Genomic DNA, 25,407 nt, shown 5'->3' with positions numbered 1-25,407 from the left:
CCAAAGGCCATGTTAGCCGAAGACCAACCCAAAAACCTACCAGTAAGGGGTTGAATATTCGCATGCAAAGACGGGCGTTCGAGGCTGTTCCCATGTCTTCCGCCCCTTTCGCAGCCATCGAGCCTTCCGGCATAAGTTTTCCCATTGCCGGATTCTGTCAGGTAAGGGAGGATGAGACTAGTAGTGTTGGGAGGCATGATGGATTTGGAAGATCTGGCTCACGTCACGTTGGTTGCGGGAGCGCCACGCAGTGGAAAAACCGAGTTTGCGTTGGACATGCTGATCGCCGCGATGAAGCGGTATGGTGATGCGAATGCCGTGATGACGGTGTCCGGCAGACAGATCGCCGACATGTTGGGCGATCGCGCGATCCGTGAATTGTCTGTGGTTTCGCAGGCTCGACCGGTCACCACATTGTCGGCCATCGCATTCCGCCTGCTGGCGGCCGCAAGATCCGCACAGGGCAAACCGTTGCCGAAACTGTTGAACGGCGCCGAGCAGGATGTGATCATCCGCAAGGTGCTTGCATCACATGTGGAACATAGGCAGCATGGCGACGAGTGCGCTATCTGCGATCTGCTGCGCGTATATTTCGCTGTTTCCGAATGGTCCGGACTGGTGGCCGACGATTCCACCGACGCATTCGCCAGCCAATTGCGAGACATGCTTGCGCGCATGAATGAAATCGGTGCGAAACCGGAGCTTGAAGACATGCTCATCGCCCGTGCGGCCAGCAGGAATGGCGAGCTTGACGCGCGTCGTGAACGCCTGCGTACCCAGTGGCGTCTCGCCTTCGCGCTGCGTGAGGAATACAATGCGGCGATTCGCGCAGCCTATTCCGGCGAATACCGTCTTGATGCGTCACAACTGATGATCGACGCTACCGAGGCCGTGCCTGACATATGGGATGCCGATATTCCAGACATGCTGATCGTCGACGATTTCCAGGATGCGACGTTGGCTGGTTTCGCCCTGCTTGAGGCTTTGCATAATCGCGGGACGCGTCTGCTGTTGGTGGGCAATCCCGACGAAGCCGTGCAGACGTTCCGTGGATCGTATCCGGAATATCTGTTCAACGAGGCACAGGCGCGCATGGGAGCGCGATTGGAGCGCGTCGAAAACCTGTATGCTGCATGCGAAAACGATAGTGCGCAAACCATGCAAAACGCGCATGACGACTATCGGACGCTTGTCGCGACCCGCGTAAGCCTGTCGATTGCAAGCATGGAACCGACTGACGTGCCCCTGCCTGAGCGTCCGGGCAAAATGCGGAACATACCGGGCGCGATGCCTATCGAAGCGTTGCCGTCCGGCAATACGAATGCTCGCATCACGCCCGCTGATGGCAGCGTGGAAACAGCTCTGTACCGTTCCGCATCCGAAGAGCTCGACGACGTGGTGTGGAAGATCAAAACCGAGCATTTGCAGCGTTCCCGCGAATGGAACGACATGGCTGTGATTGCACACGACAATGCCACCGTACGCACGTTTGGCGAGCGTTTGCGTGCCGACGGCGTTCCCGTGCGCTATTCGAGCGTGACACGACCGTTGAAGGACGAACCGTTCGTGCAAGGCCTGTTCGCGCTGATCGAATTGGCGGAATTGAAGAAGCGGACGATTGCGGCTTCGGGCATGGATCCGCAGTCGGCCGGGTCCTATATTCGCTCACGTGTGGCGTTGATCATGGCATCCCCACTGATTACGGTCGGCGGCGACAAGCGGCATGAAGGGCGTCCGGCCCGTCTCGCGTCCGTGGAATCCGCGATGCATGCGTTGGCTTCGCTCGCTGAGATTGTGGGCGATGATGAGATTCGCGCGCAGGATTCTGCGAACATGGCGAAGACGGACGTTGAACGGCAATCGTCGCTGCCGCGTTTGATGGCGGATTGGCATGAATACATGGCGAAATACCATGCGATTTCCGACGATGGTCAACATGATGGAGACCATGATGATCCCGTATTCGATATGGACGCGCTGTACGTGCTTCTTCTGGAAGGAAACACCGATCGTGTGATCGACACGATCTCCTCCGTGACGGGCTCGGATCCACAGGTCAAGGCTTTCGCGTCATTGTGGAAGGTGCTTGACAAAACGTGCGAGGCGGAACGCAAGCTGGTTTTGCGCGAACCGCAATACGTATTGGATTGCGCATGGCGTGCCTGTGGAAAAGCGGAAATCTGGCAGCGCGTAGCCTTGGAAAATTCGGCGTCCGGCCGTGCCGCAAACGACCGACTTGATGCGGCGATGCGCTTGTTCGACTACGCTTCCGGCGGCGAATCAAGCGGCGAGTTCGCCGCGCACACCATCGAAGCGTTCATGGAACAGGTGCGCTCGCTGACCATCGAGGCGGATTCGTTGGCGCATACCGCGCCCATCGACCAGGCGGTGACGCTGACCACGCCCGCGGGCGCGGCGGGAAGGCATTGGAACCTGGTGTTTCTGCCGTCCTTGCAGCAAGGGCAATGGCCGAATCTTACGCCACGCAACACATTGTTCGGCGGTGAGGAACTCGCCGATGTGATGTTGCATGGCGAACTGTCCGATACCGTCACCACTTCGGCGGGCAAGCGGGATGCGCAATTGGCTGCCGTGCTCGCATCCGAGCAGAAAAGCTTCCTGGTAGCATTGACCCGTGCCGATGAGCGTGCGGTGATGAGCGCCGTGCTGAACGACGACCACGTGCCATCTGATTTTCTGTACGGATATGTGCCGGAATGGTTTGACCGCGATAGAGACGCCGATATGGAACGGCGCGAATATGCGGCGATCGGCAGTCAGGGCGATTATGCGGGACTTGAATCCGATCCCCGTGGTTTGATCGCGGCCGCGCGAAGTGTGCTTGCGATGGAACCGCCGGACAGCCCGAAGGCGCGTGACGCCGCTGCAACATTGGCATTGCTGTCCTCGCGAGGCATTAGGGCGGCTAATCCCGATTGTTGGCCGTTCGTGGAGGAACCTGTTTCGTCCGCTGCGCGGAAAACGATTCAGGATGGCAAGACACGGCAATCCGACGTGGTAACCCTGTCTCCGTCCGCGGTGGACGATCTGTGGGCGTGCCCGGTGTGCTGGATGCTTGAAAACCGTTTCTCCGGCCCGCGCATGGGCAGCGCCGCCACGAGTTTCGGTTCGCTGATCCACATGGTGGCACAGAAGGCCACCGAAGCCGGACTTGACATGCCGGAACAGCACACCGCCATCAGCGATATGGACAACATCGACGCGATCACCGAGCAAATGTATGCCGAATATGAGCGTCTACGCGGCGATCTGAACGGTATCACCGATCCCGCGCAACGATATCAGGCATTGAAAAAAGATAAAAAGGCGCGAGATGCGTTGCGTAACATTGCCACGTATTTCGTGCAATCGAATCATGGTGATTATCCAATTAAAAACAATGATGCGTTCAGCGTTGGAAAACTCACGAAAGCAGAACCTGAACTGAAATTCACCGCAAAATTCGATTTCGACGATATTCTCGCAGCCTACAATGCGATGGACGGCATTCATGCGATTTCACGAAACGAATTGATCGCCATTATGGGAACGTTGGTCGGAGGATGGCCTCAAACAGGCATGAGCGAACATCTCACCGTGCGCTTGACCGGCAGAATCGACCGTGTGGAACGTCGTGATATGGCGGACGGCACGCAGCAAGTGCGTCTGATCGACTACAAAACCGGTGCAAGTCCGAACGGCGAAGGCCTGTTCAATGATCTGCAGCTCGTCTGCTACCAGCTGGGACTCGTGTTCCCCGAAGGAAGCGGTCTGCATGGGGCACAGGCGGTGGCTGCTGCGCCGAACATCACGCAAAGCGCGCTGTTCCACGTAACGAAGCATGCATTCCCGGCACCATATGGCAACACCGCCGCCGAATCGCATATGCAGCAGTCGTTGTTCGCGAACGGAAGCCTAAATACGGGAGCATTCGTGCCGCGCTACTACGTCAAAAAACTTGACAAGGATTTCCAAGACGGACTCGACGAGATGCTTCCACCGATGGAAGTGAGCGACGAGCATTGGAGTGAATTCGTCGGCTTGCGAAACACCATGGCGGTATGGTCTCTCACCATGATCGCCAGGGTCTTCTACGCGGCCGCAGCCAGCAGGGCAAACGAAATCACGGCAAGGCCAACATCGGAACATATGAAATATTGCAGGAACACTGCGGTCTGCCCGGCCTGCGCGGGCGAACAGAACACCGTATTCGAAAGGAGAACGGCATGAGCGGAACCATGAAATTCACCGACAGTCCGGAGCAGGCCGCCGTTATCCAAGCGCCCTCCTATGAGGATGTGGTGGTGGTCGCCGGTGCTGGATCGGGCAAAACCTACACAATGACCAGGCGAATCATCACGCTGATCGAACAAGGCGTGAGCCCCGAAAAAATCCTCGGACTGACTTTCACGCGCAAAGCGGCTTCGGAACTGCTGTCGCGCGTGTCCGCGGCCGTGAGCCGCAACCAGCGTGAACGTGGGCTGAAATCGGCGAATATGACGTTCCTCAAACCGGAAGTCTCCACGTACGACGCTTTCTTCCAATCCATTGTGCGTCAATACGGACTGCTTGTCGGCTTCGACCAAAACACGCAGCCATTGAGCGAGGCCGGAGCCATGCAGCTCATCCACACCGTGCTCGACAAGCATATGGTCGATCTCATGGCGTTCGACGGTGATCTGAAATCGTTCAACACCATAGCGGGCAACGTATTCGCCCTGTCTAACGCCATTTCCGGAGCTATGATCGGCAGCGGCTGCACCAGCTTCGACGAGGCGGTGCAACGTGTGCGCGACTGGGATGAAGCGTTCATCAGACAGGTTGATAAGGCGCTTGACGGCGAAACCGTGCCAACTGAGCAGCCGAAATCCCCAAAACCGCCGAAACGGCTGAAAAAGGATTCCGATGCGGATTACGAAAAGAAACTGGAGAAATACCGCGAACTCGGGCACAGCATGTGCGTATTCAACAGTACGCGACTCGCATCCGTCGCCAAGCAGCGCAACTTGCTGCTCGACCTCGTGCTTGATTATCATGCCGAAAAACAAGCTTGCAATATGGCGGAATTCAGCGATTTCACCATCGCGGCATTCCAACTGGTCTCCCGATTCCCATCCATCGGCGCAACGTACCGCAAACGCTACTCGCATGTGCTTCTCGACGAATACCAAGACACCTCCACCACGCAGGCCGCACTGCTGAGCGCGCTGTTCCACGCTGACGATATGCATCGCAGCGCGGTCAACGCGGTCGGTGACCCCTTCCAATCGATCTACGCATGGCGAGGCGCAAGTCCGGGCGCATTCCGTATGCTGCAACACGATTTCGGCATGGATGCCAACAGAAAACCGTTCGCATTGACGGTGACGCGGCGTAATTCGCGCATGGTGCTCGAAGCGGCGAACAATCTCACCAAACCGTTGCGCCTGCCAGCCAGACGCCTCAGCAGCTCGCTGATGCGCGAAGTTGACGTGCCTGCGCTCGCCAACATCGAAGAAGCACCCGAAGGCACGGTTGGCGTGCTCGGATTTGCCACATTCGGCCAGGAAGTCGATGCGGTCGTGCGCTTCGCCAAACATGCGATCGCCCTGCATACGCCCTCTGCGCGTGACCTCGACCATGGTGCGAAAGACAATCGCCCGCATGTAGCGGTGCTGTTCCGATCCAAAGGAACCATGCCGAAATACGCGGAAGCGCTAGAGCAGGCCGGACTGACCACGCTGGTCGTGGGACAGGCGGTCCTGCTGGAACGTCCGGAAGTGCAGGATGTGTTCGCCCTGCTGCACGTAGTCAGCGACCATACCGACAGTGCGGCGCTTATGCGACTGCTGGCGACGCCACGATTCGCCGTTGAAGCCGACGATCTGCAGGCGCTTGCGGACACGGCGGAGCGAGTGAATACGGTGTACCGGTATCGTGCGCTCGTATCGGCGGGAATTGTTCCTGCGCATGCTACGAAAGCCGGGAATTCCGGTGATTCTATAAATTCCGGTGATTCCGGTACTTCCGGGAAAACCAGTGATTTCGGAAATGGCGAAACAATTTCCGACTCTGGTCTGTCGAATGCTGAAATCCGCTCCACTGTGCGCGAATACCGCGACCAAGTGCCAAATGCTGTTTTTCTGGTGGATCTCATGCTGCGCGACGATCTTGAACAACTCATCGATGGCAGGCTGAGCCGCAGGGGAGTGCAGGCGGTGCTGCGTGCCGCGGATATGCTCCGCCAAGTACAGCGCGTGCTCGGCCACCCGCTGCCGGAGGTGGTTCGCGAAGCTATTACGGCGTTGAATCTTGACATCGACATGCTACTGGCTCGGCATATGCGTGCCGATCATGCCGAGGCCACGCTTGACGCCTCCCACGTGGCGTTCGCCAAGTCGCCGATAGACGCTGTGATGAAACTCGTCGACACGTATATGCAGGAGATCGCATCGCAAGGCGTGCCGAGTCTGCGCGCGTTCATCTCATGGGTGGATTCGCTGCGCGACGCTTCCGAAGAGAACGCGGTGGCCCCCGATATGCTCGTCGACGTGGTGTTGATGACCGTGCACCAGTCGAAGGGGCTTGAATGGGATGCCGTGGCCGTGGTCGGCATGACCGATGGCGGATTTCCCAGTAACAAGGGCGACAATCTGAGCGTGGCCGTTGATGAAACGCATCTCAATGGTTTCCGGGATGGCGTATGGACGCCTCCCGAATACCATGAAAACGCCAAAACGTGGCTGACGAATCCCGCCGCGGTGCCTGTTCCTGTGCGCGTGGATGCGGATATTCTGCCGCGATTCCCCCATGACGCGCTCGTCGGCTGGAATCCGCTGGAGGCCTTGGAGGCCTTGGAAGATGCGGAAATCATCGACGATGAAGTGTTCGGCACCCTGCGCACCATGAATGTCGACGACATGGAAGGCGTCGATCCTGATGGACTGTATTTGACGCAGAGCGAGGAATATGGCCGCCGGTTGCATGCCGACGAGCGTCGTCTCGCATACGTGGCGTTGACCCGCGCCCGTCATGAGGCGTTGCTCACCTATAGCGAAACGAATGTGGAAAGCCGTGATCCGCGTGCCGTGGGTGAGCGCAGACAAGTGGCCAAACCGTCGAATTTCTGGCAGGAAGTGTATGACTCCATGCTCAATATCGTTTCCAAGGCGAATGAACCGAGCAATTTGGACGATATTGCGGAAGTTGAGGACGCCACGAGGGTAGATTTTTCTGGAGATGATTTTTCCGAAAATGGCATTTCCAGCTTGCATTCGATTGGCGCGCCATTGCCAGACGGATATTTCGTGGGCGAGCATGCCTGCGATTTCGAGGATGCAGTGGTCGGCGACGCTTGGAACGCGCCGCTTGAGCCTCTGGAAGGTGAGCGATTCCTGCCATGGCCGTGCGATTTGACTGAAGCGACTTGCGAAATGTTGCGTTCGTCCGCCGATCAGGTGCGTGATGCGATGGCCGCCACCGCTGCGGACTTGGATGCCGGCGTGGGGGCGGATGCTGTTGCTGATGACGTTGCGCTCGGTTCGGCCGGTTCGCTGCTGCATTGCGCGCAGCTGCTGGTCGATGATGACAATCTCATGCCCGACATGCTGGCCGACGCATCGCAGGATGCGTTCGACCGGTCGGTGCGTGCGCAAGGCGAGAAGATTCTTGCGTCCGGCCGTCAGAACGTCACTTCCCTGCAGGCGCGCGCGGGCATGATGAACGATCGTGGCGCCCGCACCTACTGGCGTGGGCTTGTGCGTCCGATTCCGAACGTTGCCTCGCCGGCCGCGCAGCTGGGCACGCAGTTCCATGCGTGGGCGGAACGGTTCATTATGGCCGACGTGGATATTGATTGCATCGTCGACGGTACCGAAGGCAACGGAAATATGCGCGTAGCTGAATCGAGATCATCGATGCTTGCCGAAATCGAACGCAACAATAGGATGCAATCTCAAGAAAATAATGCGGTGGTCGAAAATACTGTCGAAAATACGGTCGAAAATGCAATGGAAAATGCAATGGAAAACAATGTATTGTTCGATTGGCAGCAGCGTCTTGCGGCGTCGGCATGGGCGCAACGTAAGCCTGCGTGGGCGGAGCGGCAGATTGTCGTCAATGTGCCGCAATTGGGCACCATCGTCAATGGCAAGCTTGACGCGGTGTTCTTTGGGGGTCTCAATGAAAAGGACCAATCAAAACAATATACAATAGTCGATTGGAAAACTGGAAAAAAACCTAGAAAAAAAGAAGAAATACAGGAAAAATTAGTACAGTTGGATATGTATCGGATGCTGCTGTCGGCAATGGAAGGTGTGCCGCTTGATGCTATCGACGCCTGCCTCTACTATCTGAGTGAGCCTGTTGAGGGCAATCGGCAGCTGAACGCCGCCGATAAAACAGAAGAAGAGATCCTTGCCGAGTTGAGCTACGGAATTCCGAAACAATCCGACAACGACTAGTGCTGGTGCGCCAAGAGATGCGTGTATGCATCCTGCTTGTTCTTGATCATCGTTGAAAGCGGCGCTTTCCAGCCTGTCCGTAGGGTAACGCACTGCGGGCAGCGTTGTGGAGGAGCGCCGCTACCCTCGTGCAGCATGTGTGGGCGGGCACACGTGCCGGACGCAACGAAAGTTAAGGAGCGATAATCATGGCTGCCACCAGCGCAACCGAAACCCCGAAGTCGCCATATTCCGTATTGTTCTCCATTTCGGGAACCAAAGCGTTCTGCGCTTCCGGAGCTTTGGCGCGACTGCCGATGTCGATGATGGGCCTCGGCATTATTCTCGCACTCAACCACCTGTACGACAATTGGACGATCGCGGGCGTGATGAGCGCGGCGTATGTGCTCGCCACCGCAGCGGTCACGCCACTGTACGCGCGACTGTTCGACCGACTCGGACAGCGCAAGGTCGGTTCGATGGTGCTTGTCGTGCAAATCATCACCATGCTTGGTTTCGCGTTCTCCGCATTGGTGCGCGTGCCGATCCCGCTGCTGTTTGCGCTGGCTGTGGTGATGGGGCTTACGCAATTCTCGTTCGGCGCGCTCGTGCGTACGCGCTGGGCGTATGTGCTCGACCGCACCGGCAACGGCGAACTGCTGAACACCGCATACGCGCTGGAATCCGCCATCGATGAGATCGTATTCATTTTCGGACCGATTCTCGCAGCGTTCCTTGCGGCTTCCGTGCACCCCGTTTCGCAATTGTTCGTGCCAACGATTGCCTGCGCCCTTGGCGGTACCATTTTCTTCACATTGAAGGATACGCAGCCGCCGGTCGTGCATGAAGTCAAGGTCGTTTCGGCCTCTTCCGACGATGCTGATGTGCGATTGACTATCGATGGCGATGCCAGCAATACTGGCGATTCGGGTTCCGCACCGCGCGACAGGCTGACCATTGCGCAATTGAAGACGAGTGGCAATCGCAAGAAACGTAGCGTATTCACTTATGCTGGCGTGATTCCGTTGCTACTGGTTTTCATCATATTCAACATGAGTTTCACCGCATTCGACACGTCCATGACGGCCGTCATGAAATCGTTGCATCTTGATTCCGTGCTCGGCGTGCAGCTGGCGATGCTAGCGGTCGGTTCATGCATGGGCGCGCTGGTTTTCGGAACGCTCGAGCTCAAAGGGTCCCGTTGGCGTTACATGATCATGTTCCTCGCGATGATCACCGTCGGCTTCTTTGTAATTCACCTGTGCCAAGGCAATCTGATCGTAATGGGCATTATGGAAATTATCACCGGTCTGGCTGTTTCGCCGGTGTTCGCATCGGGCAACCTCGTGATGAAGGAAACCGTTCCTGAAGAGTCGTTGACCGAAGGTCTTTCCTGGGTGAGCACCGCAGGAACCGTCGGCGCATCATTCGGTTCGATGATCACCGGTATCATATTGGATCACGCCACGCCCGACGTGAGCCTGATGCTGCCATGGATTTTCGTGCTCGCCTCGATTCCGTTTGCCCTGCTCGGCTGGGTGATCACGCGTCGAAGTGTTTCGCAACATTCATAGATGATCTGTGATTCATAGATACTATGCGAATTAAGCATTCCAAAAATTGCCCGAAAATGATCGTAAGGATTATGTTCGGGCAATTGTATTCTATTGTTGGATTCGTTGGAATCGTAGAAAGCTGTTGCAGATAGATGCAGCCAGAACGCTTGAAGGAGTTGCAATGATCAAGGTTTCTGTAGTTGGCGCCAAAGGGCGCATGGGTTCTCACGTGGTCGACGCTGTGAACAACGCGGACGACACCGAACTGGCGCTCGCGCTTGACGCTGGCGACGACCTCGCCCAGATTACCCCCGACAACACCGACGTGGTGGTGGAGTTCACCGTGCCGAGCGTGTCTCTTGACAATGTGCTCGCACTCGTGGCGCAAGGCGTTGATGTGGTGGTGGGCACCACCGGTTGGACCGAAGAGAAGCTCGATCAGGTGCGTGCCGCGCTCGCTGCCGCGCCTCGCGAAGGCCAGAGCGTGTTCATTGCGCCGAACTTCGCCATTTCCGCCGTGCTCGCCGACTATTTCGCCAAGGTTGCGGCTCCGTACTTCGAATCCGCCGAAGTGATCGAACTGCACCACCCGAACAAGGTAGATGCTCCGTCCGGCACCGCATTCCATACCGCGCAGGGTATTGCCGCAGCTCGTAAGGCCGCAGGTCTTGGCCCTGTTCCGGATGCCACCGAAACCGATGGCGGCTCCCGCGGCCAGGTGGTTGACGGCATTCATGTGCACGCCGTGCGTCTACGTGGCCTTAATGCCCATGAGGAAGCCCTGTTCGGTAACGACGGCGAGCAGCTGACCATTCGTGCCGACAGCTTCGACCGCATTTCCTTCATGCCGGGCGTGCTGTTGGCCGTACGCAAGGTCGCCACCGGTTCATATCCGGGCGTGACCGTCGGCCTCGACAACTTCCTCGACCTGTAAATCCTTACGGTTGAACGGTAAATAGTCCCCAAACCGGCTGATGTTGGCTTATTCCAAGCATCGGCGATTTGGGGATTATTTGTATCGTCTTATATCTACGCAATACATCTGTGCCTACGTAATAAAGCTGTGCGCTGACTCTTGGCAATCAGCTCAAATGCTGGTATACAGTGTGACTGTCCGAATCGAAAACGAATGCAATATGGAAACCGGTGAAACATGCAGGCTCTGATCGCCATCATCGTCGCATTGGCTGTGACGGCAGCCGTTTTGTGGTTCTTTTTCGCGCCGCGCAAAGCGTTCCGAGCCCGCGTCGGCAACGGTGTGCAAGAGGCGGTCGTCGAAGTCAAAGGCGGGTACAGTCCGGCGGTCATCGAAGCCGAGGCTGGCTTGCCTTTGCGATTGATTTTCGATCGCAAGGAAGATGGCGAATGCTCGTCGCATGTGGTGTTTTCCGATTTCGGCGTAGACCTTGCGCTGCCTCCTTTCCGTACGACGACGTTGACGATTCATCCTGATGAGCCGGGGGAGTACGGTTTTGCATGCGGTATGAATATGCTGCATGGCACGTTACGTGTGCTGCCGGGAAAGCATCATGCTGCAATGCAGGACGAGCATTCAGCGTCGGAAAAAAATCCGAATAATGCAGAATCTCATGTTCCTGCGCAATCACAACAAACCGCTGTTGATGAAACATCGCATGAATCCGTTGATACTTCTTCTGATTTTTCTTCTATTTCTGCTAATTCTTCAGACGAGTCTTCCGCATTTCGTGAAATGCGAGCATTGATTACGCGGCTTATTGTGTCTGCCATCGTTACGATTCCGGTATTCGCTTCTACGATGTTGATGCTGTATCCGATGCCGAATTGGGTGCAGTTCATACTGATGCTGCCGGTGATGTGCTATGCCGCACTGCCGATTTTCCGTAGCGGTTTCGCTGCGATCATTCACCGTTCTCCGGAAATGAACGCATTGGTCAGTTTGGGTACGGTATTCGCGTTTGCTTACTCGTGTGTGGTCACGTTTGTGCCTCAGATTCTGCCTGAGAATGCTCGAGAACCGTATTTTGAAGCGGTTGGTGTGGTCATCACGCTGATGCTGGTCGGGCAATTGCTTGAAGCGCGCGCCCGCGTCGGTACGGGAGAAGCCATGCGTGCATTGGTGAAACTGCAGCCGAAAACCGCTCGCGTGGTGCGCAATGAAATCGAAGAGGAAATTCCGGTCGATCAGGTGTTGGCCGGAGATATTATTGCGATTCGTCCGGGAGAACAACTTCCCGTTGACGGCACGGTTATTTCCGGTTCATCGTCTGTCGACGAATCCATGATCACCGGCGAATCCATGCCGGTGCTGAAGCAGGCTGGCAGCAGTGTGACCGGTGCCACGATCAACGGTACCGGATCGTTGCGGTATCGTGCCACAAAAGTCGGCAAAGACACGGTGCTCGCGCAGATCATTGGATTGGTGCAATCCGCGCAAAGTTCCAAAGCTCCGGTACAGCGCATGGCGGATAAGATTTCCGGTATTTTCGTGCCGATTGTGGTGCTGATCTCCGTATGGTCGTGCGCATTGTGGTTTGCGTTCGGGCCGGAACCGCGCGTGGTGCATGCGCTGGTGGCGGCGGTTTCGGTGCTTCTGATCGCATGCCCGTGCGCATTGGGTCTTGCCACACCGCTTTCCGTAACGGTTTCGACCGGTCGCGCCGCGCAAATGGGCGTGCTGATTCGTTCCGCCGAAGCGCTGGAGACGTGTGGCAAAATCAATGCTGTCGTACTTGACAAAACAGGTACGATCACCGCTGGCAAACCGTCGTTGACCGACGTGCTTCCGCTTGGAAAATGGCGTGAAATGACAGATGATTTGCTGGCGATCACAGCTAGTGCCGAACGGGATTCCGAACATCCTCTTGCCGCCGCGATCGTTGCAGGCGCGCAAGAGAAGCATCTTACGTTAGGTGAGGCAACGCAATTCCATGCGATTTCCGGGCAGGGAGTCACTGCGCATGTCGCGTCACATAGTGTCGCTGTTGGCAATACTGATCTGATCGACGATCTTGACGTGGCCATGCCGAGCGTCGGCGATGAGGATCTCGATGACATTATCGAGACTATGGAACGGCTGTCGGCGGAGGGGAAAACGCCGATGCTTGCAGCGATCGACGGCGAGCTTGCGGGAATCGTGGCCGTTGCGGATACGGTGAAAGCCGATTCGCAGCAGGCTATCGCAGCCTTGAAATCACATGGCGTCAACGTGGTGATGCTCACCGGAGACAACGAAACGACGGCACATGCCGTGGCAAATCAAGTTGGCGTCAGCAATGTGATCGCTGGAGTGCGACCGGAAAACAAGGCGGACGAAATCGCAAAACTGCAGGCGCAAGGCTATACGGTGGCGATGGTGGGCGACGGTATCAACGATGCTCCGGCGCTTGCCCGCGCGAATGTGGGATTCGCCATTGGAACGGGCACGGATGTGGCGATCCAGTCCGCGGACGTGACATTGATGAATGGCTCGCTGATGGGTTTGGTGCATGCGCTCGACTTGACCCGCGCCACCATGCGCAATATCGCGCAAAATCTTGGATTTGCGCTCGGCTATAACAGCGTCGGCATTTCCATTGCGGCGGGCGTACTGTACCCGTTCACCGGCATGATGCTTAATCCGATGATTGCGGGCGCGGCCATGGCATTCTCGTCGCTATGCGTGGTAACGAACGCGAGCCGACTGCGCCTGTTCGATCCAGACAAGGCGCTTCGTAAGACGTATCAGGTTCGTCAGCCGAACCCGAACGATAATAATCACAACAACCACAGTCAGAAAGGATTCATCATGGGACTGTTCAGTGATCACAAAGCCAAGAAGGAAAACGCCCACGAGAGTATGGAAGGCATGCACTCTTGCTGTGGCGGCCATGCTGCCAACGACAATCAGAGCGCGCTCGCCAAGGATCCGGTCTGCGGCATGAGCGTGGATCCGGCCACTGCCGCTGCAACCCGCGAATACAACGGCACCGCCTACTACTTCTGCAATCCGGGCTGCGCCGCCAAGTTCGAGCAGAACCCCACCCAATACCTCGACTGAGTTTGTTCTGGTGGCCGCACGTTTCCCTCTTTCTGGCCGCACTGTTTGGAGTATTGTGCGGTCAGGAAAGCAAAGTCGTGAGGTCATTTGGATTGAATCCGCCTGAGTATGCGGCTAAGCGTACCGATTGTTCCAGTGACTGGGCGATTTTGGACTGTGGGAGGTTGTTGAGCGTACCGATTCTTCCAGTGACTGGGAGTTTTTGGACTGTGGGAGGCTTGGCAGCGGGAGGATTCTTCCAGTGACTGGGGGATTTTGGTCTCGGTGAGGCAGTTCATATTGCGGTATGGTCACGAACGTGAATGCTTCGGCGTCCGTGGCGGGAAGTACCGTTGACACTATGACTGACGGTACTATGCATCTTCTTGATCCTGCTCCTTTCGGACGTATTCTTCCGGCCATGGTCACCCCTATGAAGGCCGACGGTTCCGTTGATTTCGAGGCCGCGCAGAAGCTTGCGAAGCAGCTTGTTGCCGATGGCGCCGATGGCCTTGTGGTCAATGGCACCACGGGCGAGTCTCCCACCACCCACATGGAGGAGAAGGTCGAGCTGGTTCAGGCCGTCAAAGATGTGGTGAGCGTTCCCGTTATTTCCGGCGCGGGTTCCAACGATACCGCCCACACCGTGCGCATGGTGGAGCAGACCCAGGAGGCGGGCGCCGATGCGGTGCTTGTGGTTGCTCCGTATTATTCGCGCCCGTCGCAGGAGGGCGTGTTCCGCCACTACAAGGCGGTCAATGATTCCGCCGACAAGCCGATTATCGTTTACGATGTGCCTGGCCGTACCGGTTTGCATATTCAGTTGGAAACATACCGTCGTTTGTCTGAACTTGATCATGTCAAGGCAGTCAAGGACGCCACCGGAGATATCGCGGGTGCCGTGCGTAAGCGTATGGAAACCGGTTTGACTTGGTATTCGGGCGATGACGGCCTGTTCCTGCCATTCCTTTCGGTTGGTGCGGTCGGCATTATTTCCGTGATCGCGCATGCCGCATCCGGTCCGATGCGTGATTTGGCTGCTGCGTTCGATCGCGGTGACATTCATGAGGCGCAGCGCATTGCCGTGCAGCTTGCCCCGCTGGTCGAAGCGATGAATGGAAGCGGCTTCCAAGCTGTTATGGCGAAGGCGTCGCTGAAGGTGCGTGGCATTCTCGATTCCACGACGATGCGTTTGCCGAACGTCGGTCCGGACGAAGCTGAGATTAAGCGCGCGGAGGATGGCATGCGCGCTTCCGGCTTGCTGTGATTGCGATTATTGCCATACCTGCAGCAGCGATGTTTGCAGCACTGATGTGCAATGGCGATTACAGCAATCATGGTGATCAATCTCGACGATTACGGCAAGCATTGCGACTACCGGTTTGCCGTAATACGTTTGCCGTAATGCGGCAAACCTACTGAATTCCTCGTTTCCGCACAGGCGGAGACAATTAGTAATAGAAATCCAACTAGGAAATGGCTATAGAAGAAACCAAAACAGTGACTACGCACAAGCGCGGCAGCAAAGCTGCCAAGCGCACTGAAAACCCCCAGACCTCGGATGTGAAATCCGCGAAGTCTGTGAGCTCCGAGAAGCCCAACAAGGCCGAAACGACTTCCAAGAAGACGAAGTCTTCTAGCCGTAGCGGTGGTCGTGGCACTCGCGCTGGCGATGCGTCCGGTTCCGCCCGTGGCGGTTCCCGCGGCAATGGCAGCGGTTCCTCCAAGGGCACGAAGAGCGTGAAGAACGTCAAGAATGTGAAAAGCGCCAGGACTTCTAGGAACTCCAAGAATTCCAATGCGGCAAGCTCTTCCGCCGGTAGCCGCCGCAATTCCCGTCTTGCCCCGCAGACCACCGCACCCCAGCAGGATGACGTGTTGATCGCTCCGCCGAAGTACCGCAAGGGTTCCATGCGTATCGTGCCCCTTGGCGGCCTTGGCGAAATCGGCCGCAACATGAACGTGGTCGAATACAACGGCCACCTGCTGCTCATCGACTGCGGTGTGCTTTTCCCTGAAGAGGAGCAGCCGGGTGTTGATTTGATCCTGCCTGACTTCCATTACATCAAGGATCGACTCGACAAGGTCGAGGCTCTGGTGCTCACTCACGGCCACGAGGATCATATTGGCGGCGTGCCGTACCTGCTGAAGCTTCGCCCTGATATTCCGCTGATCGGTTCCAAACTCACGTTGGCTTTCGTTGAAGCCAAGTGCAATGAGCATCGCATCAATCCGCGACTGGTTGAGGTCAAGGGGCGCGACAAGCTGAAGGTTGGTCCGTTCAATCTTGAGTTTGTGAACGTCACGCATTCCATTCCGGACGCTCTGGCTGTGTTTGTGCAGACTCCGGCCGGAAGCCTCATCGATACCGGCGATATCAAGCTCGATCAGCTGCCGCTCGACCATCGCATCACCGATTTGGTAGAGTTCGGCAAGCTTGGTGAAAAGGGCGTGGATCTGCTGATGATGGATTCCACCAACGCTGAGGTTCCGGGCTTTGTCAAGCCGGAAACCACCATTGGTCCAGCGCTTGATCAGGCGTTCGCCCAAGCTACGCGCAAGATCATCGTGGCCAGCTTCTCCAGCCATGTGCACCGCGTGCAGCAGGTTGTTGATGCCGCTCACAAGTATGGCCGCAAGGTGGTGTTCGTGGGCCGTTCCATGGTCCGCAACATGTCCATTGCTGCGGATTTAGGCTACTTGAGGCTTCCTGAAGACACGGTCATCGACCTGAAGAAGGCTCATGACGTGCAAGACGATAAGCTCGTCTACATGTGCACTGGCTCCCAGGGCGAACCGATGGCCGCACTTGGCCGCATCGCCGACGGCAACCATCGCGACATCACCATCAACGAATTCGACACGGTCATTCTTGCGAGCTCCCTGATTCCAGGCAACGAGCATGGCGTGTACAAGATCATCAACAAGCTGGTGCAGCTTGGTGCCCGCGTGGTCAATCGAGACAATGCCGCCGTACATGTGTCCGGCCACTGCAATGAGGGCGAACTGCTGTACATGTACAACATCGTCAAGCCGAAGTGCGCCATGCCGATTCATGGTGAGAACCGCCATCTGGTGGCGAACGGCATGATCGCGGTTAAGACGGGTGTCGATCCGCAGAACGTGGTGCTTGCTGAAGACGGCGATGTGGTCGATTTGTACCACGGCCAGGCTGCCGTTGTCGGTTCCGTGCCATGCGGTTACGTGTACGTTGACGGCGATTCCGTTGGTGAACTTACCGAGGAAGAGCTTGAGAAGCGTCGTATTCTTGGCACGGAAGGTTTCGTGTCGAGCTTCGTTGTTGTCGATACGGAAACGGCTGACGTTGTCGCCGGCCCGAAGATCTATCTCAACGCGGTTGCCGAAGACGAGAGCGAATTCGACAAGGTCCGTCATCAGATCGTCGAGCAATTGCAGGATGCGATGATGACTGGCACGCACGATACGTACAAGCTTCAGCAAATCATGCGTCGTACGTTGGGTAGCTGGGTCGCACGTCAGCTGCATCGCAAGCCTATGATCGTTCCGGTCGTTGCCGATATCGCGCAGGATGTTGACGAAGCGATGGGATTGAATGCAGCGCAATGATGAATCGATAGATAGTCAATATTTTCGCAATATCGCTGATTTCGGTGAAATTAATATTGGAATAATATTGAAATATCGACAGATCGTCAATAATTGTTGATTACATAATCAAAAGAAGGACGGCGTAACCGGCACAACCGGTTGCGCCGTCTCCTATTCCATAAATAGGAATTTCACAATAAAAAAGGAGTGACATGCCAGGAGCAAATCTCACCCGAATCGAAGCGGAAGAACGCAAAAGCGTTATCGCAGCACCGGTTCATTACACGGTCAAACTTGATCTGACCCGTGGAGCTAAGAATTTCGGTTCCGAAACCACCATCACGTTCGACGCTGAGCCGGGAGCTACCAGCTTCCTTGACCTGATCGCCACCGAAGTGAGCGAAATCGTGCTCAACGGCGCAACTCTCGATCCGGCCGAAGCGTTCGCCGACAGCCGTATCGAACTGAAGAACCTCGAAGCGCACAACGAAGTGACCGTCAAGGCGCTGTGCCAGTATTCCAACACTGGTGAAGGCCTGCACCGCAGCGTCGACCCGTCCGACGGCAACATCTACCTGTATTCCCAGTTCGAAGTGCCGGATGCTCGCCGCGTGTACGCCGTGTTCGACCAGCCCGATATCAAGGCCGTGTTCGACTTTTCCGTGCTCGCAGCCAAGTCATGGATCGTCACCTCCAACATGCCCGCCGCCTCCGTAACCGACAACGAAACCGTTACCGAAGAAGGCACGCTCGGCACGCATGAAGCCGAAACCACCAAGCTGTGGGTGTTCGAATCCACGCCGACCATGAGCTCCTACCTCACCGCCATCTGCGCAGGCCCATACGCCGAATGGCATACCGAATACGCCAACGAAGACGGCCGCACCGTGCCGATGGCCATGTACTGCCGTCAGGCGCTCGCCGAAGCGTTCGCCAAGGATGTCGACTACCTGTTCGACATCACCAAGAAGGGTTTTGCCTTCTATGCGAAGACTTGGGGCGTGCCATACCCGTACGCCAAGTACGACCAGATCTACGTGCCGGAATACAATGCCGGCGCTATGGAGAACATTGGCATGGTCACCATCCGCGACCAGTACGTGTTCGAATCGAAGGTCACCGACGCGTATGCCGAGCGCCGCGTCGTCACCGTGCTGCACGAGCTTGCACACATGTGGTTCGGTGATTACGTGACCATGAAGTGGTGGAACGACTTGTGGCTTAACGAGTCTTTCGCTGAGTTCACGTCCACCCTTGCCACTGCCGAAGCCACGGAATGGAAGGACGCTTGGGCCACGTTCAGCTCCGGTGAAAAGAGCTGGGCACTTCGCCAGGATCAGCTGAGCACCACCCATCCGATCGTCGCGCCGATCAACGATCTGAACGACACGTATGTCAACTTCGACGGCATTACCTACGCCAAGGGCGCTTCCGTGTTGAAGCAGCTCGTGTTCTATGTGGGGCGTGAGAAGTTCTTCAAGGGCATCAACAACTATTTGAACAAGCATGCGTACTCCAACGCTACGCTCGCCGATCTGCTGGCCGAACTCGAGCTGACGTCCGGACGCGATCTCAAGGCGTGGAGCGCCCAGTGGCTTGAACAGTCCGGCATCAACACCATCGCCACCGAAGTTGAGGAAAACGAGGATGGTACGATTCGCCAGCTTGCGTTGCGCCAGTCCGCTTCGGCTGAGCATCCGGTGCTGCGCGCGCATCGTTTGGCTGTCGGCTTCTACAATGAGGATCCGGAAACCGGCAAGATCGTGCGTACCGACCAGTTCGAACTTGATGTTGACGGCGAACTGACGATTGTCGAAGCGGCTGCCGGCAAGGCACGCCCGTCGCTGATTTTGGTGAATGACGACGATTTGACATACACGAAGCTGCGCTTCGATGAGAAGAGCCTCAAGTTCGCTGCGGAGAACCTGTATCGTTTCGACGATGCGTTGGCTCGTTCCGTGATTTGGCTTGCCTTCTGGGATATGACTCGTGACGGCGAATTGCCGGCAAAGCAGTTCATCGAAACCTCTTTGGCTGCGCTCGCCACGGAACATGAGTCCACCACGTTCCGTTACGCTTTGGCGCAGATCAGCACCACCGCATGGCATTACACCGCTCCGGCCGACCGTGCCGAAGTGGTGGAGCATGTGGCTGCCGAACTGTTCAAACTGGCTCAGGATGCCGAAGCCGGTTCCGACGAGCAGTTCCAGCTGATCACCGCCTATCTGGGTTATGGTGAGCCGGGCGATGCTGCGTTCGAAGCAAATGCGAAGGGTCTGCTCGATGGTTCCGTGAAGCTTGACGGCTTGGAAATCGACAATAATTTCCGTTGGACCATCATCAACGCGTTGAGCACGATCAACGCCATCGGCCAGAGCGACATCGACGCGGAACTTGCCAAGCGTGAAACCACTGAGAACCGTGAGTTCGCATTGGGTGCACGTGCGGTCGCAGGCATTGCGGAAGCCAAGGAATGGGCTTGGAACGAGGCTTTGCACAACGACGAGCTGACCAACATGCAGTTGGAATCCGTGGCCCGCGGCTTTGCATCCACTCCACGTGTCGATTTGGCTGAACCTTATGCGGCCAAGTATTTCGAGGTTGCCGACTGGATTTGGAAGAACAAGACCTTCCACATGGCTGAGGCTCTGCTGGAAGGCCTGTACCCGAGCTATGCCGATCCGGCCACGCTGGTGGAGCTCGGTGATGCTTGGCTGGCTTCACATGCGGACGCCGACAACGCGTTGCAGCGCATTGTGCGCGGCAATGTTGAATCGTCGCATCGCACGCTCAAGGTGCGCGATTTCAACGCGTCCCTCTGATGCCGTTCCTGATACCACTGCAGTAGCTGTTTTTAGTAGCTACTTTTGATATCACTCTGTGATATCGCATCATAAGCCCGGACTGGCGGCGTGACTTATCTCGCTGCCAGTCCGGGCTTGTTTGCTTCCAGACAAGCCATCCCAAACAAAGGCCGGTCCCATGTTGCAGTATGCAGGTATCGCAACATGTTGTCGACTATTTCGTTGAATGGTGAACCCGTTGAGTACGATGGTGCACGGCAATATAATTTGAGATAGCGAGGACTTGAGACTCATGCCACGTATGTTCGGAACAGACGGTGTTCGAGGATTGGCGAATAGGGCTTTGACCGCACAGCTTGCGTTGGATTTGGGCGATGCTGCAGTGCGTGTGCTTGGCGATGACGAAGGCAAAAGCGAATTCGACGGTCGTCGCCGTGCACTGGTCGGCCGTGATACTCGCGTTTCCGGCGATTTTCTTGCGGCAGCACTGTCCGCAGGCATGTCCGCAGGCGGATTCGACGTGATCGACGCGGGCATTATTCCGACTCCGGGTGTCGCATACCTGACTTCCGTGCTGAACGTGGAAATGGGTGCCGTGATTTCCGCATCCCACAATCCCATGCCCGACAACGGCATCAAATTCTTCGCACGTGGCGGATTCAAATTGCCTGACACCAAAGAAGACGAAATCGAAAGCGTGCTCGGCCAGGATTGGGAACGCCCGACCGGTGCCGGCGTGGGCCGCATCAGCCACGACACGGCAACCGCAACCAACCTGTATATCGACCATCTGGTGTCCACCATCGCTCCCATCGGACCCGACAAGTCCCAGCCGACACCGCTGAAAGGATTGAAAGTCGTGGCTGACTGCGCCAACGGCGCCACCTCCGTGGTCGCGCCGGAAGCGTTGCGCCGCGCCGGAGCAGACGTGATCGTAATCAACGCTTCGCCAGATGGCTACAACATCAACAAGAACGCCGGATCCACACACCCCGAACAGCTGCAGGCCATGGTCAAGGCTTCCGGCGCCGATCTAGGTGTGGCCTTCGACGGTGACGCCGACCGTTGCCTCGCCGTGGACGAAGACGGCACCATGGTCAACGGCGATCAAATCATGGGCATTCTCGCACGCGCCAAGAAGAACGCGGGCAAGCTCAACCATGACACCCTCGTGGTAACCGTGATGAGCAACCTCGGCCTGAAACTCGCCCTGCGTTCCATGGGCATCAAAACCGTGCAAACCGGCGTGGGCGACCGTTACGTGCTTGAAGAAATGCTGCGCGGCGACTATTCGCTCGGCGGCGAACAGTCCGGACACGTGATCAACCGCGAATTCGCCACCACCGGCGACGGCACCCTCACAGCATTGACCCTATGCAACGAAGTGGTCAACTCCGGCAAAAGCCTCAAAGAACTCGCATCCGACTTCCCGCAACTGCCGCAAACCCTCATCAACGTGCCGAACGTCGACAAGCTCGCGGCTAAAACCAATGCCAAAGTGCAGGCGGCCGTCGAACGCGAAGAGAAAATGCTCGGTGACACCGGCCGCGTGCTATTGCGCCCATCCGGCACCGAACCGCTCGTGCGCGTCATGGCCGAAGCGGAAACCCAACAGCAGGCCGACGAGGTCTGCGACCGTCTCGCCAAAGTCGTAGCCGAAGAACTCGCCCTGTAACCACACTGCCGATACACATCATTCGGCAATCCAAAATCCTGAACCAATACGCGAAGGAAACCCATGTTTGGACGCAATTCGAAAGTCAACCTCGAACTCAACCGCGAGGTTGAAAAACTCATAAAAACCGGCGGCAAGGAACAACTGCTCCCCATCGTGCAAGCAGGCGAACCGGTACTGCGCCAGCAGACCGCGGCCTACGAAGGCCAGCTGAGCCGCAAAACGCTCGACAAACTCATCGAAACCATGCGCGTCACCATGATCGAAGCGCCGGGCGTGGGCCTCGCCGCAACCCAGATCGGTCTTGGACTGGCCCTCGCCGTGGTGGAAGACCATGTGCGTGACGACGATGACGATGATCCGCGTGAAGCGGCCGAATTCCCGTTCCATGTCATCATCAACCCCAGCTATGAGCCGATCGGCACCGAAACCCGCAGCTTCTACGAAGGCTGCCTGAGCTTCGACGGCTATCAGGCGGTACGCAAGCGCTGGCTTGACATCACCGCCCGCTGGCAAGATGAAGACGGCAAACAGCATGAGGAGCATCTGCATGGTTGGCCAGCCCGCATCTTCCAGCACGAAACCGACCATTTAAGCGGCGAACTGTATATCGACAAGGCGGAAATCCGCAGCCTCGTCACCAACGAGAATCTTGAGGATTTCTGGTGCGACGATCCGGTTCCTAACGAAGCCGCAGCCGAACTCGGATTCGAACTGTAACTTAGGGGTAAGCGCCGTTGTAAGCGCATAATGTGCGGCAAAGGCATTGCGGAATCCAATCAACACGGAATCCGGTTGTTACAAATCCGATCGTTGCGGAAATCCGTGAATACCTAACAAGGGGGAGAGGCCTACGAGCCTCTCCCTTTTTTTCGTTATGCCATCATTTTTTCGTCATGCCATCGTTTGTATGTCCCGTGTAATGCGCGCACGCATCGTATTCCCCACGGCACACGCACGTATGCACGTAACCATGTTTGCATTTCGCAAGATTATCTTTCGCAGCGTTATATCGCGTGATATTTCCAGCACCATCTGCGTCATCATCATGGCGAAACGATTTCGTACGCGACGTCGTACTACGCGCGCAACGCGCATGGACACAGTCAAACAAGGTATTTTTGGTGAACATAATAGTTTTTCGCAACATTAGTTTCTTTCCTGTATTGAATTCTGCGGAATAAACGAATTTAAGATACGCTTTCGAATCTTGAAAAAAGGAGATTGCGCTATCCGAGAAGTAGCATGTTTTTCGTGGGCGTCGACGTGTACTGCACCCCCTCTCGGCTACCATGCAAAGTATGAACGAAGCAAAGACGGGCCGTTCCTGGCTTACTGAAGCCAAGCAAGACATCAACCAATGGTCGGCATCGATGCCGAAAAATGCCGACAACCAGCTTATCGACTGGCAGTGGGTCGCATCCCTCGACTTGGAACACGGCATTGGAGCCGCGCAAAGCCAAGACATCGACCTGATTGCCGTTTTGGACGCCGCCGATACCGCACTTTTGCCGACTCCGGAAATAACGGATTCCATGCAGGATTCGGCATTATCCGCCCAACAGCTGCATAATCTGCTGAAAAAGGATCTGACGGTGCGAGACCGTCTCGAATCCATCATCTCGCAATGCAACACCGCTTTCATGACGGATTTCGACCGTTTGATCGCTTCTTACCGTTTGCCTCGCGCGCTCGCATATGCGAACCGTCGGTTGTGTGACGAAATTGCCATGTTGCGTCGGATTGGCGTTGCGATGGGCTTGTGGACTATTGCCGAAGAACGCCGGGAACGGGTGACGGTGCCCGTGCTACAGCCTGTTGCCGGAGCGGGCAACCGTGTGAATCTCGACGATATTCAGGATCGCACCTCACAGATCGTCAATGGTCGTGCCGAACGGCGTGCCGCAGAGCGTGAGCAGAAGCGTGCCAGCGATTACGCCATGTCGCGCGCGAACTTGAGCGGGGTGACGAGTCCGGGAGGTTCGCGTGTATTCGATTATGGGGACCGTGACTCTACTGGCACGGGTGCAGTCGGTTCTTTTGGTTCTTTTGAAAGTTCCGCTGACTCGGCGGAGGCCGCGCAAGCTCGACGTTTGGCGGATTACAAAAAGTCGGATTGGCGTGACGCCTACCTCCCTGGCCGTGACCTCGACACGGTGATGGGCATTGATATTGAAACCACAGGCACGGATCCGGCCCGCGTGTATATCATCGACGCCGGGTTCGAATTCATGAACATGATCTCGCCGCGTCCGGCCGGTGAGCCTTCGGGCTACTGCTACGAACAGGGCTATTACGAGGCCGGCGACGCGTACGGTCAGGCGCGTCTTTCCTTCGGAGTGCCTGCACAGAACGCGCTGCTCGGCAATCCTTTGATCCTCGACCTTACTGGTATTGATGTACGCGATCGCGCCGGCACTGACTTTCGCTTGTTTGACGAATGGCCCGAAGCGCAGGTCGGATTGCTGCAACGGCTTGAACAGCAGCCGTACGTTGCGCACAACGCCCGGTTCGAGCACAGCTTTTTTATGTTGAACGTCGCCGGATATGCGGAAAGCTATCGTGCCGGCAATATTACGATCATCGACACGTTGCCGATGAGCCGTCGTTGGGATGAGGGGTCGATTCCCGATGATGAGCATCCGTATGGCAATAACACGTTGGATGCGTATGCCAAACGCCAGGGCGCGTTGGACGCTTCCCAAAGCGAGCGGCATCTTGGCTTGGAAGATGCGCATATCATGCTGGTCGCCATGAAGCATCATCTTGGTGCGCTGCATGCCGAGGGGCGTGGGCCATGGAGCGCGGCCGGTAGGCCAGGCAATGGCGGCAAACGGTGCGGCAAGCGTTGGTAGACGGTAGGTGCTGGTGGGCGGAGTGTCTCGCAAGTTGGGCGGCAAGACACAAGCTGGATGGCGCAACGCAAGTTGGATGCCGTAGCGCAAGTTGGATGGGCGAATTGACGCTGCTGAATGTGTGCCACGCGTAGTCGTGTTGTTTCCCCGCTGGATGTCTTGCCCGCTGGATGTCGTGTATTTGTCCTTCGACCACGCTCATTCACTCACTGCGGTTGCGACACGCCCGGGTGTTGGCTTGCGGTGAGGTGTTTTGAGGTTTTTCCGACGGTCTTTTGCCGCGCGATGGTGTTCCTTGCCTGCTTTTCCCGTGTTTTCGACACGCCGGTGGAGTCCAGTGTTTGCAATGGTTTTCGTGGTGTTCGTGGATGTCCGATTTGCGTTGCCGGCCGTTGTGCTGTAGGTTTATCTCTTGCTGCCGCTCAGCGAGTGGTTCCCCGGCTGGGGTTCCTTGAGGTGGGTGAGTGGTGGTGGTTTGAGAACTCAAAAGCGTATTTGTACTACTTCTTTATAGTCAATGATTGCCAGTC

Annotated in this window: 11 protein-coding genes; all 11 read left to right on the top strand. The window is 56.6% G+C overall.

What is annotated here, in order from left to right; genetic code table 11:
• Window positions 1–195: 195 nt before the first annotated feature.
• The 11 genes from CE168_RS06735 to CE168_RS06680 all read left to right on the top strand — a co-directional run bounded on the left by CE168_RS06735 (window position 196) and on the right by CE168_RS06680 (window position 24,877).
• Window positions 196–4,230, top strand: coding sequence for a PD-(D/E)XK nuclease family protein (locus CE168_RS06735; RefSeq protein ID WP_099571695.1), 4,035 nt, complete (start codon window positions 196–198; stop codon window positions 4,228–4,230).
• A complete protein-coding gene (locus CE168_RS06730; protein ID WP_099571694.1) occupies window positions 4,227–8,441 on the top strand; it encodes an ATP-dependent DNA helicase in 4,215 nt (1,404 codons plus the stop codon). Before CE168_RS06735 ends, CE168_RS06730 begins: the two co-directional genes overlap by 4 nt.
• Window positions 8,442–8,629: 188 nt before the next feature.
• A complete protein-coding gene (locus CE168_RS06725) occupies window positions 8,630–9,994 on the top strand; it encodes an MFS transporter (protein WP_099571692.1) in 1,365 nt (454 codons plus the stop codon).
• 163 nt (window positions 9,995–10,157) lie between these two features.
• Window positions 10,158–10,910 (top strand): 4-hydroxy-tetrahydrodipicolinate reductase, encoded by a 753-nt coding sequence (dapB, locus tag CE168_RS06720; protein WP_099571691.1) that lies wholly within the window; start codon window positions 10,158–10,160, stop codon window positions 10,908–10,910.
• 219 nt (window positions 10,911–11,129) lie between these two features.
• On the top strand, window positions 11,130–13,994 hold the full coding sequence (locus tag CE168_RS06715) for a heavy metal translocating P-type ATPase (protein WP_099571689.1): 2,865 nt from the start codon (window positions 11,130–11,132) through the stop codon (window positions 13,992–13,994).
• 340 nt (window positions 13,995–14,334) lie between these two features.
• Entirely contained in the window at window positions 14,335–15,240 is a 906-nt protein-coding gene (dapA, locus tag CE168_RS06710; protein WP_099571805.1) for a 4-hydroxy-tetrahydrodipicolinate synthase, read from the top strand.
• A gap of 491 nt (window positions 15,241–15,731) precedes the next feature.
• Window positions 15,732–17,561, top strand: coding sequence for a ribonuclease J (locus CE168_RS06705; RefSeq protein WP_307976250.1), 1,830 nt, complete (start codon window positions 15,732–15,734; stop codon window positions 17,559–17,561).
• Window positions 17,562–17,755: 194 nt separating this feature from the next.
• Window positions 17,756–20,365: an aminopeptidase N gene (pepN, locus tag CE168_RS06700; protein WP_099571686.1), complete on the top strand. Its 2,610-nt coding sequence runs from the start codon at window positions 17,756–17,758 to the stop codon at window positions 20,363–20,365.
• A gap of 274 nt (window positions 20,366–20,639) precedes the next feature.
• Window positions 20,640–22,022 carry a phosphoglucosamine mutase gene (gene glmM / locus CE168_RS06695; protein WP_039199130.1) on the top strand — a complete coding sequence of 461 codons (1,383 nt, stop codon included), beginning with the start codon at window positions 20,640–20,642 and terminating at the stop codon, window positions 22,020–22,022.
• Window positions 22,023–22,085: 63 nt separating this feature from the next.
• Window positions 22,086–22,742 (top strand): peptide deformylase, encoded by a 657-nt coding sequence (locus CE168_RS06690; protein WP_099571684.1) that lies wholly within the window; start codon window positions 22,086–22,088, stop codon window positions 22,740–22,742.
• A gap of 572 nt (window positions 22,743–23,314) precedes the next feature.
• On the top strand, window positions 23,315–24,877 hold the full coding sequence (locus CE168_RS06680) for a DNA polymerase III subunit epsilon (RefSeq protein ID WP_099571682.1): 1,563 nt from the start codon (window positions 23,315–23,317) through the stop codon (window positions 24,875–24,877).
• Window positions 24,878–25,407 lie beyond the last annotated feature (530 nt).

Origin of the sequence: Bifidobacterium sp. N5G01 (assembly GCF_002742425.1) — a bacterium.
Taxonomy (GTDB): domain Bacteria; phylum Actinomycetota; class Actinomycetes; order Actinomycetales; family Bifidobacteriaceae; genus Bifidobacterium; species Bifidobacterium hominis.
This window is presented reverse-complemented; position numbering and strand designations above follow the sequence as displayed.

Coding starts and splice junctions, on each gene's coding strand:
- pepN (WP_099571686.1), top strand. CDS start 17,756: ATGCCAGGAGCAAATCTCACCCGAATCGAAGCGGAAGAACGCAAAAGC.
- CE168_RS06690 (WP_099571684.1), top strand. CDS start 22,086: ATGTTTGGACGCAATTCGAAAGTCAACCTCGAACTCAACCGCGAGGTT.
- dapB (WP_099571691.1), top strand. CDS start 10,158: ATGATCAAGGTTTCTGTAGTTGGCGCCAAAGGGCGCATGGGTTCTCAC.
- CE168_RS06725 (WP_099571692.1), top strand. CDS start 8,630: ATGGCTGCCACCAGCGCAACCGAAACCCCGAAGTCGCCATATTCCGTA.
- glmM (WP_039199130.1), top strand. CDS start 20,640: ATGCCACGTATGTTCGGAACAGACGGTGTTCGAGGATTGGCGAATAGG.
- CE168_RS06735 (WP_099571695.1), top strand. CDS start 196: ATGATGGATTTGGAAGATCTGGCTCACGTCACGTTGGTTGCGGGAGCG.
- CE168_RS06730 (WP_099571694.1), top strand. CDS start 4,227: ATGAGCGGAACCATGAAATTCACCGACAGTCCGGAGCAGGCCGCCGTT.
- dapA (WP_099571805.1), top strand. CDS start 14,335: ATGACTGACGGTACTATGCATCTTCTTGATCCTGCTCCTTTCGGACGT.
- CE168_RS06715 (WP_099571689.1), top strand. CDS start 11,130: ATGCAGGCTCTGATCGCCATCATCGTCGCATTGGCTGTGACGGCAGCC.
- CE168_RS06680 (WP_099571682.1), top strand. CDS start 23,315: ATGCAAAGTATGAACGAAGCAAAGACGGGCCGTTCCTGGCTTACTGAA.